This window comes from Nocardioides abyssi, assembly GCF_030412915.1.
In the GTDB taxonomy this organism is placed as follows: domain Bacteria; phylum Actinomycetota; class Actinomycetes; order Propionibacteriales; family Nocardioidaceae; genus Nocardioides; species Nocardioides abyssi.
This window is the reverse complement of record NZ_JAUHJR010000011.1, coordinates 13,023-27,469: the sequence shown is the minus strand read 5'-3', so window position 1 is coordinate 27,469 and position 14,447 is coordinate 13,023. Positions and strand designations below refer to the sequence as shown.

Genomic DNA, 14,447 nt, shown 5'->3' with positions numbered 1-14,447 from the left:
TGACGACCGCGCGGACGGTGCCGCTCTCGTTCGATCCCGCGGGGCCGGAGGCGACCGAGGTGGGCACCCCGGTCACGGTGGCGCGCAGGTCGACCGGAGTGGCGATCGCGCGGCCGTGGACGGCCGCCTGCCCCGCGGCCAGGTCGGCCGCGTCGCTCGACCACGCGACGTACGAGCCCCCGGCCGGCAGGGACGGGCGGGTCGGCACGGAGGTGGAGCTGCCGCGGAGAGTGCTGACGTCGACGGCGTCGACGACGGTCGGTGCCGCGGTGCCGCGGTGCCGCTCTGGCGCAGCTCGCTGGCGACGACCTGGCGGACGGAGCCGGCGTCGCCGGCGACCCAGCCGAGCGTCCAGCGGTTCCCGCCGCCGTGGGCGAGGCGGGGGCGCGAGGCCGTCCGCCCGAGGCCGAGGGTGCCGACCCACGTCTGGGTGACCGGGCCGGCGGCGAGGCGGGTCCCGGCGACCTGACCGGCGCCGGTGTCCCAGACGACGAGCCAGCCGGCGTCGTCGGCGGCGATGTCGGGGTACGCCGCGTCCGGGCCCGGGCCGTTCAGCAGCTGCGCGGTGGCGGCGCCTGCGGTGGGCACCGTGGCGGCGTACGCCCGCAGCGTCGGGCCGATGAGGGTGCTCCACACCGCGACCGGGCTGCGCCCGGGGCCTACCGCGACGGCGGGGTCGAGGGAGGTGTCGCCCGCGACCGTCGCGCTGAGGCGGACGGGCTCGGGGGCGGACGGGAGGAGGCCGGGGCCGAGCGTGCGGGCCCAGACGTCGGTCCGCGTCCGCAGGTCCGGGGTGGTGTCGTCGTTGCCCTCCCACACGACGGTGACGGTGCCGTCGGGGGCGACCGCGAGGTCGGGGTTGCGGGCGTCGCACCCGGTGTCGGTGTCGTCGGCGCACGCATGGGAGACCTGCACGGGGTCGCCGAGGGCGCCCACGACGCTGACCTGGCGCACGAAGACCTCGAACGCCGTGGTGTCCGCCGCGCCCGCCGCGTCGGCGACGGTGTCGGCGGCGTAGGCGAGGAGGAACCGGTTGTTCGCCGGGTCCCACGCCAGGGCAGGGTCGACCACGTCCTGGCTCGCGTCGGCGGCCCCGCCGACGCTGGCCAGCGCACCGTTTCCGCCGACCTTCGCGCCGGCGGTGGACACGAACTGACCTCGGATCGTGCTCTTCCCGCCGGCCGTCGCGGCCTCGGACCACGCCACGAGGTGCCGTGCGTTGCCGGGGTCGGTGGCCACCGCCGTCGTGCCGACGGCCGGGCCGGCGGTGCTCAGCTGCGTCTCCGAGGTCCCTGCCAACGTCGCCGCGGCCGCGGGGGCAGTCGTGCCAGGCACGACCGGCAGGACCGCCAGGCCGCTCAGCGCCAGCGCCGCCAGCGTGCTCACGGTCAGCGGCACCCGCCCTCGGCGTCGACCGGACGAGGCGGGCGTGGCGGGCGTGGCGGGGGAGCGACGAGCGGCCATGAGACAGGCGGGTCCGTTCCGGTCAGGGGAGGTGCAGTGGTGGCAGGGCAGGGTGGCGGCGGGGCCGCCGGGAGCGGGGCGGCTCAGTTGCGGGAGGGGAAGACGCCCTGGACGGCGATGAGCCAGGAGAGGACCAGCGACGGCTGGACGTTCGAGTGCGGCTGGCCGCCGCCGGCCGCCGCGACGGCGGCGGGCGCCATCGCCACGGCCGGCGCCGCGGCGTACCACCCCGCGCCGGAGGCGAGCGCGGCGTCGACCGGGCTGCCGGTCACGCCGCGTGCCTCGCTGCCCAGCAGGCCGTGGGTGTGGGCCGGCATCTCCGTGATGCCGAGCGTGACCGCTTCTGCGCCGCCGACCTGTCCGTGCGCGTAGGTCCAGCCCGAGCGCGGGTCGACCCCGGCCCCGACCGGGACGCGGCCGCGCAGGTCGGGCAGCGCGAAGGTGACGGTCCCGTTGCCGCCGTACGTGGTGCCGAGCAGCGAGAAGAGCGCCTGGTTCTGGGCGATGGGCAGGATCTGGCCGTTGCACAGCGCCCACCCGCGCGGGGCGAAGGGGAGGGCGCTGAGCGTGAGGGAGCCGAGGAGGTGGTCCATGGTGTCGTCCTGTGTCTCGGGGTGCTTCAGGGGTGCTGCGGGAAGACGCCGTACAGGCAGATGACGAAGGTCATCGCCAGGTAGGGCTGGCGGTTCTCGTGGGGCTGGGAGCCGCCGGTGGTGCCGAGCGCCGCCGGCCGCAGCGCGCGGTCGGGGGCGACGAGGCGATAGGCCTGCTGCTCCTGGGTGGCCAGCACCCGGCCCTGGGGGTCGGCCGACGTCGCCGGCGTGGCGGCCGCGGCGACGGGGTGGTGGTGCGCCGGCACCTGCGGGCCGGTGAGCGTGACGGTCGCGGCGCCGCTCGCCCCACCGAGGGCGTACGGCGACAGGCCCGGCCCCGACCCGGCGGCCACCGGGGCGCTCCCGCGCAGGTCGGGCAGGGCGAAGTTCGTCTGGCCGTTGCCGCCGTACGTCGTGCCGAGGAGGGCGAAGAGCGCGCTGTTCTGGGCGATGGCGACGAGCGAGCCGTCGCAGACGGCCCAGTTCTTCGGCGGGAACGAGAAGGCGCACACGCCGATCTCGCCGGTCATCGGTTCGCTGTCCATGGCGGCCTCTCAGGACTGGGTGGGGAAGAGGCCGGCGGTGGCGATGATGAAGGTGATCGCCAGCGTCGGCATGCGGTTGTCGTGCGGTTGGGTGCCGCCGGCGGACGTGACGGTCGCGGCGTGCAGGGTGTGGGCGGCCGCGGAGGGTTCGGCGTACGCCGCCCCGCCGACCGGCACGCCGGGCAGCGCACCCACGGGCGAGGTGCTCGTGGCTGCGGTCGCGGCTGTCATCGCGTGGTGGTGGGCCGGCAGTTGGGCGGTCGTCACGGTGACCTGCTCGGTCCCGTACGCCTGGCCCAGCGTGCGCGGGCTGAGCCCCGTGCCCGTGCCCTGGTGCACGGGCAGCCGCCCGCGCAGGTCGGGCAACCCGAAGGTGGTCTCGCCGTTGCCGCCGTAGGTCGTGCCGAGGAGGGCGTAGAGGGCGTCGTGCTCGCTGATCGGCAGCAGCCGACCGTCGCAGAGCTCGAAGCCCTGCGGGGCGAAGTTGCCGGCGAACATCCGGATCTCGCCGAGGTAGGGGTTGCTCATCGGGCCGCTCCTGCGGGGTCGGGGGCGCCGACGAAGGTGCCGGTCAGGCTGGTGCCGCCGCTCTCACGCGGTCCGGCCACGAGGAAGACGTCGCTCTCGCCGTAGCCGGTCCGCCGCAGCCGGTAGCTGCCCTGCGGCAGCTCCTCGCTCGTCTCGAAGCGGGCGCGGAAGGTGGTCTCCGGGTCCGCCGGCCCTCCGCCGCGGGTCCCGGCGTCGAGGTCGGTGACCTCGCGCAGCACCAGCGCGACGGTCCGGCCGTCGTGACGGGTGGTGAACCGGCGGCCGAGGTGGGGCGCGAGCCGGCTGCGGACCGGCCGCACCGCGGCGTACGCCGGCGCCCCGGTCAGCTCGTGCACGATCCCGGTGCTGGTGCCGACCGCGCCGACGACCGCGGCCGCGCCGGCCCCGACGAGCAGGGTCCGCCGGTCAAGGCTGATCACGCGGTCACCAGCTCGGTGAAGACGGCCTCGTAGGTCCGTCGCCCGTCCTGCTCGGCCACCGGCACCACGAAGAGCCAGCCGAGGGTGCCGTCAGGCCAGCGCACCGTGTAGGTGTCCTGGTCCAGCGGCGACTCCGCCGGTGCGCTCAGCTCGACGGTGTGCCCGCGCTGCGGCCCGTTAGGGGCGTGCTCGCGGACGGCGTCGACGCGCAGGCCGACCACGACCTGGTGGTCGCTGGTGAGGACCTCGAGCGTCGCGCCGTTGAGGGCGCGGTGGATGTCGAGGGTGGATGGGGTGGCCAAGCCGAAGCCTCCGGGTGTCAGGGCGTGCAGATACGGCACCCGGGAGCACGAGGCGCACCCTCGACCCTGTCAGCCCGACGGGCCTCCCCGCAGCGATTTCTCATCCTTTTGGGTTAAGTCTCCTGGATGCGACCGCCTGGGGTCGCCGGCCGCCTCTGGAGGGCTGGCTACCGTACGTCGGGTGCCGCTCCGCCTCCTCGCCGTCGTCCTGGCGGAGGTGGTCTCGATCCTGTCGGTGCTCCTCATCGCCGGCCACGGTCCCTGGGCCGGCCCGCTCCTGCTGAAAGTGAGCGAGAACCACGGCCTCAACGTCGGCGACGTCCCCGTCCTGGTGCTGTGGGTCGCCGGCCTCGCGGCGTCTGTGGAGTTGTGGCGTCGCGGCAGCCCCTGAGGCGGCCTCGGCTTCCGGTACGCGTGACCGGGGCTCCGCATCCGAGCGCACGGGTGCCGCACCGACCACGACCAACGGGTGCGGAGACTGCACCTGTCGGTACCCCTCTATGACGACCGACACCTGGTCCTCGGGCTCCATGCGCGCGACGGGGCAGCGCGCGGCCCGCTGTCTCTCGGCTGAGCGCATCCCCGTCGACACGACCGGCCCCGCCCGGGCCGGCGCCATGCGTCGCCGGATCCGTCCGAGGCGAGGTCAGCGAGGTGGTCGGTCGAGCAATGGCCGGAGGGGCATCGGCGCGTCTGCCGGGTCGGGCGCGCTGTCGAGGACGAACGGGACCATCGTCTCGTCCATCCCCATCCATTCCATGATCTCGAGGGGGAGCGGCTCCGCGGTCATGGGAAAGACGATCCGACGGGCTGCCGGCAGAGATCACTGCGAGGCGGCGCTTCTCCCTGAATCTAGGTAACCGCGGATCGAAGGGTCGGCTGCGGTAGGCAAAACCTGTCGTGGGTGGACCAGACCACCGTGACGTTCGGCTCAGCTCGGGGCACCACCTGAGCATGCAGACGACGACCACCAGCCAGCGCTACTGCGCGGGATGCGCGGCAACGACGGACCACCGGCAGTTCGTGCTGCGTCGTGAGGACGGCTCGGTCCTGCACGACTTCGAGGTGTGCGAGGCCTGCTCCTCACCGGAGTGACCTGACGGCCGGACCGGCCGGCGGCGCGTTACGACCGTCGGTACTGCACGTGCGTGTCGGACGCCGCGTGCTCGAACCCCAGTCCGCCGTAGACGGCGATGGCGGGCGCGTTGTCGGACTCGACGTACAGCAGCACCTCGTCGACGCCCTTGTCGGCCAGGTGGTGCAGGCCCGCCAGCGTGAGCAGCTTGCCGAGCCCACGGCCCTGGGCGGCGGGGGAGATGCCGACGACGTACACCTCGCCGAGGGCGGGGGAGTGCTGCTTGGTCCAGTGGAAGCCGAGCACCTCGCCGGACGTGGTGTCGACGGCGACGAGCAGCCCGGCCGGGTCGAACCACCCCTCGGCCATCCGCTCCTGCAGGTTGTCCAGATCCATGGACCCCTGCTCCGGGTGCGCGGCGAAGGCGGCGGCGTTGACCCGCACGACGGCCTCGGCGTCGGAGTCGGCGTAGCCACGGACGGTCACGCCGTCGCGCACCGGCAGGTCGGGCAGCGGCACCGACGACGGCCGCCGCATCACCCACAGCTCGCGCGCCCGCGCCAGCCCGTGCCGGTCGGCCAGACGGGCGGCAGCCGGGTGGTCGCCGTGCGACCAGGCTTCGACCAGGCCGGACGCGGGCACCGCCTCAGCCGCCAACGCAGCGCCGACCCCGCGCCCGCGAGCGGACGGGTGCACCACGAGCGACAGGTCCTCGCCGATCAGCAGCGCGACGCCGTCCTCGGTGACCCATGACCGCACCGAGTCCGGCCGGTTCCGCAGCGCGAGCCATGTCGCCTCGTCGAGGGGAGCGGCGCCGTCGGCCTCCTCGGCGGCGTCGGCGACACGGCGTACGAGCTCGAGATCGACCACGGCTCGAGTCTGTCAGGCCGTCGACAACCGCCCGGCGCGGAGGCCGGGCGCAGAGGCGGGGGACAGACGTCGGCGTCGAGGGGTCGTGTGCCTCTCGACGCGGACACACGCGTCCTCAGGCACACGACCCGGCTGACGGCGCATGGAAGACCCACCAAGAGCCGAGCGACCCGCCGAAAGCGTGTCAGGCCTCCGCCGGCTCCGACTCAGCCTCGACGGACCGCGCATCGTCGGCTGCCGCCTTCTCCTTGGCCGGCACGACGAACCGGTAGCCGACGTTGCGCACGGTGCCGATGAGCGTCTCGTTCTCGGGGCCGAGCTTGGCGCGCAGCCGCCGCACGTGGACGTCGACGGTGCGGGTGCCGCCGAAGTAGTCGTAGCCCCAGACCTCCTGCAGCAGCTGCTGCCGGCTGAAGACGCGGCCGGGGTGCTGGGCCAGGAACTTGAGGAGCTCGAACTCCTTGAACGTCAGGTCGAGCGTGCGGCCACCGACCTTCGCGGTGTACGTCGCGTCGTCCACGACCACCTCGCCGGAGCGGATCACGTGGGCGTCGGGGTCCGCGGCGTCGCGCTGCGCGGTGAGCCGGCCGATCGCCAGCTTGATCCGCGCCTCGAGCTCGGCCGGCCCGCAGGTGTGCAGCACGACGTCGTCCATGCCCCAGTCGTGGCTGACGACGGCGAGCCCGCCCTCGGTCACGATGAGCAGCACGGGCACGTCGGTGCCGGTCGTGCGGATGAGCCGGCACAGGTCGCGGGCCTGCGCGAGCTCCTTGCGCCCGTCGACCAGGAGCAGGTCGGAGTCGGGGGCCTCGAGCAGCGCGCTGCCCTCGGCGGGCAGGATGCGGACCGAGTGGCCGAGCAGCGCGAGGCCGGGGAGAACCTCGGCCGAGGGCTGCAGGGCGCTCGTCAGCAACAGCAAGGTGCTCACAATGGTCTCCTCCCGTTCAGCGGGCGGGGACCGGGACGCAACACTGGGCCTCGGTCGTGAAGTTCTCAGAAGTTTAGCGAAACGTGGTGGACACAGTGGATCGATCCAACGTGAATGAGACGAAAACCATCCGCGTCCGCTACTGGGCTGCGGCCAAGGCGGCCGCCGGCACCCCGGAGGACGTCCTCCCCGTCGACGGCCCGCTCACCCTCGCGCAGGTCCGCGACCGTGCCCTCGCGCTGCACCCGGACGCCGACCGGCTCGGCGACATCCTGCGCACCTGCTCGACGCTCGTCGGCGACCGGCCGACAGGCACGAACGACCCGGACGCGACGGAGGTCGCGCCCGGGTCGTCGGTGGAGTTCCTGCCGCCGTTCGCCGGCGGCTGAGGCGGCCGGATCGAGCCGGAGCAGCGTCAGACGGCGACGGTCTCCCGCGTCCGCATCCACCCGATCACCAGCGCCAGCGCGACCGCGACCACGATGCCGACGAGCGGCGGGATGCCCACCTCGTAGTGGTCCGAGAGCCACGCAAGGAGGCTCGCCACGGCGTACGCCGCGAGGTTGCGGCCGTCGACGGCCGGCAGCGGGTGCCCCTCGGGCATGCCGGCGCGCCAGCGGGCGAGGTAGTCGCCGATGATCACGCCGCCCAGCGGCGGGATGAAGATGCCGAGCAGCACCAGGTAGTCGACGAGGTGGTCCTGCACGCCGACCAGCGCGAGCACGGTGCCGATGATCGAACCGCCGACGACGAACGGCGTCTTGCTGGGCTTGCGGAACAGCTCGGCCCCGGCCACGCCGAAGGCGTACGCCGTGTCGGCGTTGCTCTTCCACAGGTTGCCGAACAGCAGCACCACGCCCCAGCCGACCAGGCCGAGCTCGTAGAGCACCAGCACGAAGTCGCCCTCGCCGAAGGTGATCGCGCCGATCGCGCCGAAGAAGATCATCAGGCCGTTGCCGATCAGGAAGCCGATGAGGCTGGCGAGCACGGCCTCGCGACCGGTCCGGCCGAAGCGGGTCCAGTTCGGTGCCTGGGTGCCGGCGGAGACGAACGTGCCGACCACCGTGGTGATCGCGACCGCGAGCGTCATCGACGTCGAGGGCTGCGCGTCGACCAGGCCGCTCCAGCCGCCGACCTCGTCGAGCGAGCGCGAGACGACCCACACCGCGAGCAGCAGGATCAGCGGCGTCGAGACGACCGAGACCCAGTACATCCCGCGGTAGCCGTAGCAGGCGGTGACGCACATGAGGACGCTCGTGGCGATCATGATCGCGGCCTTGGCAGCGGACGACTCCCAGTCGAAGGCCTGGGCGGTCAGCTCGCCGATCGTGCCGATGATGACGCCGTACCACCCGATCTGGGTGCCCCCGAGCAGGATCGAGGCCAGCTTCGACCCGCTCGTGCCGAGCGAGTAGCGCGCCATCACCACGGTCGTCAGGCCGGTGCGCGCACCGATCCAGCCGAGCACCGCCACGTAGGCGCCGAGGATCGCGGACCCGGCGAGGATGACCAGCAGCAGGTCGCCGAAGGTGAAGGCCGTGCCCAGCGCCGCCCCCGCGAGCATCGTCGGGGTGAAGATCGTGAAGCCGAGCAGCACGATCGCGAGGGAGAAGAAGGACTTGCGGGCGTACGCCGGCACCGGCGTGACCGGGAAGTCCTTGTCGACGACCTCCGCCTCGGCCGCGGGGACTGGCGACACCTGCGTGGTCACGCCTCCTCCCCGATGTCCTCGGCCCAGATCTCCGGCCGCTCGGTCAGCATCTTCTGCATCAGCGCCTGGCACTCGGCGTCGTCGACGACGTCGACCTGCACGCCGCGCGAGCGCAGCCAGTCCTCGGAGGCCTGGAAGGTCCGGTTCTCACCGACCACGATGCGCGGGATGTCGTAGAGCACCGCCGTGCCGGCGCACATGAAGCACGGCGAGAGGGTCGTGTAGAGCACGCTGTTGCGGTAGACCTTCGCCGGCTGCCGGCCGGCGTTCTCGATGCAGTCGGTCTCGCCGTGGCGGATCGCGCTGCCGAGCTGCACGCGGCGGTTGCGGCCGACCGCGAGCACCTCGCCGTCGTGCACGAGCGCGGCGCCGATCGGCACGCCGCCCTCGTCCCAGCCGGTGCGGGCCTGCTCGATCGCGAGGTCGAGGAACTGTCGGTCGTCGTGGGTCATGCTGCGCTCCTGAGGTGTCTGCGAGTGGTGGTGGGGCGTGATGCAGCCCACTCGACCAGACCCCGGCGGCGGCGGAAAGAGACATACTGTCTCGCTCCGGACACGGTTCGGCAGACGACCCGTCAGTCCTTCACCCTGCAGGAGGTACGCCGCGTGCTGGTCCCGCTCGCCGAGGTGCTCGCGCTGCCGTCCTTCCGCGCGGCGGCCGTCGACGTCGTCGCCGGTGACCCCGAGGCGGTGCTGGTGCGCTGGGTGCACTCCTCGGAGGTCTACGAGATGGGCACCCTGCTCGCCGGCGGCGAGGTCCTGCTCAGCACCGGCCTGGGCCTGCACGGCCGCTCGGCGGAGCAGCTGGCGGCGTACGTCGAGCAGCTCGCCGACGCGGGATGCGCCGCGCTCGGGCTTGAGCTCGGCCGGTCCCTGTTCGTGGTGCCCGAGGCGATGCTCGCCGCTGCGCGCCGCCGCGGACTGGTGGTGCTCGCGCTGACCTCGGTCGTGCCGTTCGAGCGGATGGTCGAGGACTTCCACTCCCTGCTCGTCCAGCGCAAGCTCGGCGCGGCCGGGTCCGACGAGGCGCTGTGGCGCGACCTGCTCGCGACCGTCGTCGCAGGCCAGGGGATGCGGGCGCTGCTCGACGCCGCCGCCCGCGCGGCCGGCTGCCGCGTGGAGCTCGTCGATCTGGAGGGCCAGGTCGTCGAGCGCAGCAGCATCAGCGCACCGGCGTGCGAGGGCACCACCGCCGTCGAGGTGCGTACGGCGTCGGGCCCGGCCGGCACGCTGGTGCTGGCCTCCGACGACCCGGCGGTCGCCGCCGTCGCCGAACGCGCGGCCGTCGCGGTCGCGCTGGAGCTCGGTCGGCACCCGTCGCTCGGCCAGCGCCCCTCGCTCGCCCAGGCCGTGGTGACCGACCTCGCCGCCGGCACGCTCGTCGGCGCGACCGAGGTGGCCCGCCGCCTGCAGGACGCCGGCTGGCGCCTCCCGGAGGGCCAGCAGGTGGCGGTCGTCGCGGTCGCGGGCGACCCCCGGACCCCTGCGGTCGAGGTGCTCCCCGAGGTGGAGCGCGCCTTCGCCGCCGTGGCCGGACCCGTGCTGGCGGGCGCGGTGGGCGCCGACCTGGTCGTGCTCCTCCGGGCACCGTCGTCCGCCCAGCGGCTGCGCGCGGTGGTGGAGGAGGTCGTCGCGACCGCGCCGTCGGCGTCCGGCCTCGGCTCCGCGCTCGTCGGCGTCTCGGCCGGCACCACCGACCCGGCCGTGGTCCCCGCCGCCGTCGTCCGCGCCCGCGAGGTGCTCCGTCACGCCCGCCGCTCGGGCGTGACCGCCGGCGTGCTGCTCGCCCGCGACACCGGCCTGGCCCGTCTGCTGGTCCGCGCCGAGCCGCAGGCGCTCGGCGACCTGGTGGTCGAGCAGCTCGGACCGCTCATCGACCACGACCGCGCCCACGCGGCCGACCTGGTGCGCACCCTCGACGCCTACCTCGCCGCCGGCTCCTCCAAGGCCGAGACCGCCCGCCGCCTCGGCATCCGGCGCCAGTCGCTCTACGCCCGTCTCGACCGCATCGAGCGCCTCCTCGGGGTCGACCTCGCCAGCTCCCAGCACCTCGCCGGCCTCACCGTCGCCCTCACCGCCTGGCGGCTGCGCACCGGCCTCGACCCCCAGGTCGCCTTCGCCCGCTCCTCCCGCGCCCGCTGAGGGCTCAGCCGACGGGACGCAGGTACGACGGGCGCTCCTCCACGCCGGAAGTCAACCGCTCCACGTCGATCCGCACCATGTGCCCGACCAGCGCCACGAGGTCGAGCGTCGGCCGCCACCCCAGCAGGCGCTCCGCCGACGACGGGTCGCCGACCTGCACCGGGGTGTCCGCGGGCCGCATCAGCGCCGGGTCGTGCTCGACGTACGCCGCCGGGTCGTCGATCCCGGCCGCTGCGAACGCCGTCCGCACCAGGTCGTCCAGGGTGTGCCCGACCCCGGTCGCGAGCACGACGTCGTGCGGCTCGTCGAGCCCGAGCAGGTCGGCCATCGCGGCGGCGTAGTCGCCGGCGAAGCCCCAGTCCCGGGTGACCGCGGTGTTGCCGAGCGTGAGCGTGGAGCGCCGGCCGAGCGAGATCTCCGCGACCGACCGGGTGATCTTCCGCGTGACGAACTGCGGCCCACGCACCGGGCTCTCGTGGTTGTAAAGCGTGGCCACGCACGCGAAAGCCCCGGTCTCCCGCGCCCGCTCGACGGCCGCCCGCGCCCGCGCCTTGCTGCGCGCGTACGGGCTCCAGGACGCCGGGTCGCCGAGCTCCTCGGCCGAGGAGGCCTGGAAGAAGCGCACGTCCCGCCCGTCCAGCACCCCGAGCATCCGCTCGACCGCAGCGCCGTTGACCTCCGCGGTCAGGTCCGGCTCCCGCCAGCTCTGCCCGACCGAGGTCAGCCCGGCGAGGTTGAAGACCAGGTCCGGCCCGGCGTCCTCGACCAGCGCGCCGAACGCAGCGGTGTCGCGCACGTCCAGCGGCCGCACGTCGACGCCGTCGAGGTACGCCGCCATCCGGGTCGCCTCGGAGCTGTCCGGCCGCACGGTGCCGACGACGTGCAGGCCGCGCGCCACCAGCTCGCGGGCCAGGTAGGTGCCGTCCTGGCCGGCGACGCCGGTGACGAGTGCGACGGCCACGGCTAGCGGTCGATCAGGCGGCCGAGCTGCTCGATGTCGGCGTCGACCATGAGCCGGGCCAGGTCGTCGGCGTGCGTCGTCGCCTCCCAGCCGAGCAGCTCGCGGGCCTTGCTGGCGTCGCCGATCAGCGCGTCGACCTCGGTCGGTCGCTCGTACTGCTTGTCGTGGACGACGTGGTCCTCCCACCGCAGCCCGACGTGGGAGAATGCCGCCTCGCAGAAGTCCCGGACCGTCCGGCCCGTGCCGGTGGCGAGCACGAAGTCGGTCGGGGTGTCGTGCTGCAGCATCCGCCACATGCCTTCGACGTACTCCGGTGCGTAGCCCCAGTCGCGCACCGCGTCGAGGTTGCCGAGCTCGAGACGGTCGGTGACGCCGAGCTTGATGGCCGCGACGCCGAGGGTGATCTTCCGCGTCACGAAGCTCTCGCCGCGCCGCGGTGACTCGTGGTTGAAGAGGATCCCGGAGACTGCGAAGAGGTCGTAGGCCTCCCGGTAGTTCACCGTCACCCAGTGCGAGTAGAGCTTCGCCGCGCCGTACGGCGAGCGCGGGTAGAACGCCGTCCCCTCGTGCTGCGGCGGGGGAGTGGCGCCGAACATCTCCGAGGTCGATGCCTGGTAGTAGCGGCAGTCGATCCCCGACGCGCGGATGGCCTCGAGCAGCCGTAGGGTGCCGACGGCGTCGGTCGAGGCGGTGTACTCCGGCATCTCGAACGAGACCTTGACGTGGCTCTGCGCGCCCAGGTTGTAGACCTCGTGCGGCTCGATGTCGCGCACCAGGTTGCTCAGGCTGACGCCGTCGGTCAGGTCGCCGTAGTGCAGGTGCAGCCGCTGGTCCGCGTGCAGGTGGTCGATCCGACCACGGTTGAGCGTCGAGGCGCGCCGAACGAGGCCGTGCACCTCGTAGTCCTTGGAGAGCAGCAGCTCGGCCAGGTAGGAACCGTCCTGGCCGGTGATGCCCGTGATGAATGCGCGCCGTGTCACGCCCGAACTATAGAGGCACTGCTCGATCCGTTTCGGTCTCGCATCGTGGAACTGGTGTCCATGCACTGAGATGCCGATTCGGGCGCGTTGCGAACCCCCGCCTACATTGGTCCGCATGTCCACGACCTTGCTGACCCGCCGACGCGCAGTCGACCACTGCCGCGTCCGCTCGTCGCTCTGTCGTACCTCCTGACGTTCCCGCCTGCTCGGCTCCGCCGACCCCGGGAACGGTCCGCCCGTCCCGTCCGGTCAGCAGGAGAGACATGTCCGTCACCGCACCACCGCGTGTCAGTACGCCGCCAGGCGTCGACCCCCGCGGCCCGCAATTCACCGCGGCCGTCACGGCTGTCGTGCTCGCCGTCGTCCTGGTCCTCCCGACGCCGGCCGCGACGCTGCTCGTCGGCATCCAGGCCGTCCTCTTCGCCGTCGGTGCGCTGGGGGGAGTCCAGCGCACGCCCCACGCGTGGCTGTTCCGCCGGGTCGTCCGCCCGCGCCTGAGCCCGCCGGCCGAGCTCGAGGACCCGCGCCCGCCCCAGTTCGCCCAGGGCGTCGGCCTCGCCTTCACAGCGGTCGCCTTCGTCGGCTTCCTCGCCGGCGTGACCGTCCTCGGCCAGGTCGCCACCGGCCTCGCCCTCGCCGCCGCCCTGCTGAACGCTCTGTTCCGCTTCTGCCTCGGCTGCGAGCTGTACCTCCTCCTCCAACGAGCGGCTGGTTGAGGAGGTGGCGCAGCAACCGTCTCGAAACCCGCCGACCTACCGCTGGTTGAGCAGCGAAGGCCGCCAAGGCCTGAGCGTGTCGAAACCCCGCAAGCCAAGAACCAGCCGCAAGCACCGAGAACCAGCCGCAAGCACCGAGAACCACCCACAGTCCCCGAGAAGGAGCACCACATGAGCCGCGAGAACTCCCTCGTCTCGACCCAGTGGGTCGAGGACCACCTCGACGACGAGAAGGTCGTCGTGATCGAGGTCGACGAGGACACGACGTCCTACGACAAGGGCCACATCCGTGGCGCCATCAAGCTCGACTGGACGACCGACCTGCAGGACCAGGTCCGCCGCGACTTCGTCAACCGTGACCGCTTCTCCGAGCTGCTCTCCGAGCGCGGCGTCTCCAACGACGACACGGTCGTCCTCTACGGCGGCAACAACAACTGGTTCGCCGCGTACGCCTACTGGTACTTCAAGCTCTACGGCCACCAGGACGTCAAGCTCATGGACGGCGGCCGCAAGAAGTGGGAGCTCGACTCCCGCGAGCTCACCGACGAGGTCCCGACCCGCGCGGCCGCGACGTACACCGCCCAGGACCCCGACCTCTCGATCCGCGCGTTCCGCGACGAGACCGTCGACGCGATCGGCGTCAAGAACCTCATCGACGTCCGCAGCCCCGACGAGTACGCCGGCCGCCTCCTCGCGCCGGCCCACCTCCCGCAGGAGCAGGCCCAGCGCGCCGGCCACATCCCGACCTCGCTGAACGTCCCGTGGAGCAAGAACTGCAACGACGACGGCACCTTCAAGTCCGACGACGAGCTCAAGGCGCTGTACGCCGAGGTCGGCATCGACGACTCCAAGGACACCATCGCCCTGTGTCGGATCGGTGAGCGCTCCTCGCTGACCTGGTTCGTCCTCAAGGAGCTCCTCGGCCACCAGAACGTCAAGAACTACGACGGCTCCTGGACCGAGTACGGCTCCCTCGTCGGCGTCCCCGTCGCCCTCGGCGACGAGCCCGGCAACGCCTGAGCCTCGTCGCCTGGCTGAGCGGCCAGCCCACCTGCTGGTTGAGGAGGTTGCGCTAGCAACCGACTCGAAACCCCGCAAGCTCCACCGCTGGTTGAGCAGCAAGTGCGCGCTAGTGCGCGACCGTGTCGAAACCCAGTGAGCCAAGGCAGGGCCTGAACCCAAGAGGTCCAGGC

19 protein-coding genes are annotated in these 14,447 nt (G+C 73.1%); 6 read left to right on the top strand and 13 right to left on the bottom strand.

Annotated features, from left to right (window positions below; all coding sequences use genetic code 11):
• Positions 1-72: 72 nt before the first annotated feature.
• The 6 genes from QWY29_RS18295 to QWY29_RS18270 form a co-directional block, all read right to left on the bottom strand.
• Positions 73-1,398, bottom strand: coding sequence for a hypothetical protein (locus QWY29_RS18295; RefSeq protein ID WP_300962618.1), 1,326 nt, complete (start codon positions 1,396-1,398; stop codon positions 73-75).
• Positions 1,399-1,547: 149 nt separating this feature from the next.
• Positions 1,548-2,057 (bottom strand): phage tail protein, encoded by a 510-nt coding sequence (locus tag QWY29_RS18290; protein WP_300962617.1) that lies wholly within the window; start codon positions 2,055-2,057, stop codon positions 1,548-1,550.
• Between the two features lie 26 nt (positions 2,058-2,083).
• On the bottom strand, positions 2,084-2,602 hold the full coding sequence (locus QWY29_RS18285; RefSeq protein WP_300962616.1) for a phage tail protein: 519 nt from the start codon (positions 2,600-2,602) through the stop codon (positions 2,084-2,086).
• Positions 2,603-2,611: 9 nt separating this feature from the next.
• Positions 2,612-3,130 carry a phage tail protein gene (locus QWY29_RS18280; protein WP_300962614.1) on the bottom strand — a complete coding sequence of 173 codons (519 nt, stop codon included), beginning with the start codon at positions 3,128-3,130 and terminating at the stop codon, positions 2,612-2,614.
• Positions 3,127-3,570, bottom strand: coding sequence for a DUF6916 family protein (locus QWY29_RS18275; RefSeq protein WP_300962613.1), 444 nt, complete (start codon positions 3,568-3,570; stop codon positions 3,127-3,129). Before QWY29_RS18275 ends, QWY29_RS18280 begins: the two co-directional genes overlap by 4 nt.
• Positions 3,567-3,872: a DUF6916 family protein gene (locus QWY29_RS18270; protein ID WP_300962612.1), complete on the bottom strand. Its 306-nt coding sequence runs from the start codon at positions 3,870-3,872 to the stop codon at positions 3,567-3,569. Before QWY29_RS18270 ends, QWY29_RS18275 begins: the two co-directional genes overlap by 4 nt.
• Before the next feature lie 181 nt (positions 3,873-4,053).
• Between QWY29_RS18270 and QWY29_RS18265 the strand changes: the two genes are divergently transcribed.
• Positions 4,054-4,263, top strand: coding sequence for a hypothetical protein (locus QWY29_RS18265; protein ID WP_300962610.1), 210 nt, complete (start codon positions 4,054-4,056; stop codon positions 4,261-4,263).
• Between the two features lie 255 nt (positions 4,264-4,518).
• Here the strand turns inward: QWY29_RS18265 and QWY29_RS18260 are convergent, their stop codons facing one another.
• Positions 4,519-4,662, bottom strand: a complete 144-nt coding sequence (locus QWY29_RS18260) for a hypothetical protein (protein ID WP_300962609.1) — start codon at positions 4,660-4,662, stop codon at positions 4,519-4,521.
• A gap of 164 nt (positions 4,663-4,826) precedes the next feature.
• Between QWY29_RS18260 and QWY29_RS18255 the strand changes: the two genes are divergently transcribed.
• Positions 4,827-4,967 (top strand): hypothetical protein, encoded by a 141-nt coding sequence (locus tag QWY29_RS18255; protein ID WP_300962607.1) that lies wholly within the window; start codon positions 4,827-4,829, stop codon positions 4,965-4,967.
• Positions 4,968-4,995: 28 nt separating this feature from the next.
• On the opposite strand, the gene mshD is transcribed toward QWY29_RS18255, so the two are convergent.
• Positions 4,996-5,817: a mycothiol synthase gene (gene mshD, locus QWY29_RS18250; RefSeq protein WP_300962606.1), complete on the bottom strand. Its 822-nt coding sequence runs from the start codon at positions 5,815-5,817 to the stop codon at positions 4,996-4,998.
• Positions 5,818-6,001: 184 nt separating this feature from the next.
• On the bottom strand, positions 6,002-6,745 hold the full coding sequence (locus QWY29_RS18245) for a winged helix-turn-helix transcriptional regulator (protein ID WP_300962605.1): 744 nt from the start codon (positions 6,743-6,745) through the stop codon (positions 6,002-6,004).
• 110 nt (positions 6,746-6,855) lie between these two features.
• On the opposite strand from QWY29_RS18245, the gene QWY29_RS18240 reads away from it, so the two are divergent.
• Complete coding sequence (locus tag QWY29_RS18240; RefSeq protein ID WP_300962604.1) at positions 6,856-7,134, top strand: MoaD/ThiS family protein; 279 nt, start codon at positions 6,856-6,858, stop codon at positions 7,132-7,134.
• A gap of 26 nt (positions 7,135-7,160) precedes the next feature.
• Here the strand turns inward: QWY29_RS18240 and codB are convergent, their stop codons facing one another.
• Together codB and QWY29_RS18230 are read right to left on the bottom strand one after the other, a co-directional pair.
• On the bottom strand, positions 7,161-8,456 hold the full coding sequence (gene codB, locus QWY29_RS18235) for a cytosine permease (RefSeq protein WP_300962603.1): 1,296 nt from the start codon (positions 8,454-8,456) through the stop codon (positions 7,161-7,163).
• Complete coding sequence (locus QWY29_RS18230) at positions 8,453-8,908, bottom strand: nucleoside deaminase (RefSeq protein WP_300962601.1); 456 nt, start codon at positions 8,906-8,908, stop codon at positions 8,453-8,455. The genes codB and QWY29_RS18230 overlap by 4 nt, the downstream gene beginning before the upstream one ends.
• 153 nt (positions 8,909-9,061) lie before the next feature.
• On the opposite strand from QWY29_RS18230, the gene QWY29_RS18225 reads away from it, so the two are divergent.
• Positions 9,062-10,597: a PucR family transcriptional regulator gene (locus QWY29_RS18225; RefSeq protein WP_300962600.1), complete on the top strand. Its 1,536-nt coding sequence runs from the start codon at positions 9,062-9,064 to the stop codon at positions 10,595-10,597.
• Positions 10,598-10,601: 4 nt separating this feature from the next.
• Here QWY29_RS18225 and QWY29_RS18220 read toward each other — a convergent pair whose 3' ends face one another.
• Positions 10,602-11,558 (bottom strand): GDP-mannose 4,6-dehydratase, encoded by a 957-nt coding sequence (locus tag QWY29_RS18220; RefSeq protein WP_300962598.1) that lies wholly within the window; start codon positions 11,556-11,558, stop codon positions 10,602-10,604.
• A 2-nt stretch (positions 11,559-11,560) separates the two neighbouring features.
• A complete protein-coding gene (gene gmd, locus QWY29_RS18215; protein WP_300962596.1) occupies positions 11,561-12,538 on the bottom strand; it encodes a GDP-mannose 4,6-dehydratase in 978 nt (325 codons plus the stop codon).
• A 263-nt stretch (positions 12,539-12,801) separates the two neighbouring features.
• Between gmd and QWY29_RS18210 the strand changes: the two genes are divergently transcribed.
• On the top strand, positions 12,802-13,254 hold the full coding sequence (locus QWY29_RS18210) for a DUF4395 domain-containing protein (RefSeq protein WP_300962595.1): 453 nt from the start codon (positions 12,802-12,804) through the stop codon (positions 13,252-13,254).
• A gap of 171 nt (positions 13,255-13,425) precedes the next feature.
• A complete protein-coding gene (locus QWY29_RS18205; protein WP_300962593.1) occupies positions 13,426-14,274 on the top strand; it encodes a sulfurtransferase in 849 nt (282 codons plus the stop codon).
• Positions 14,275-14,447: the final 173 nt, after the last annotated feature.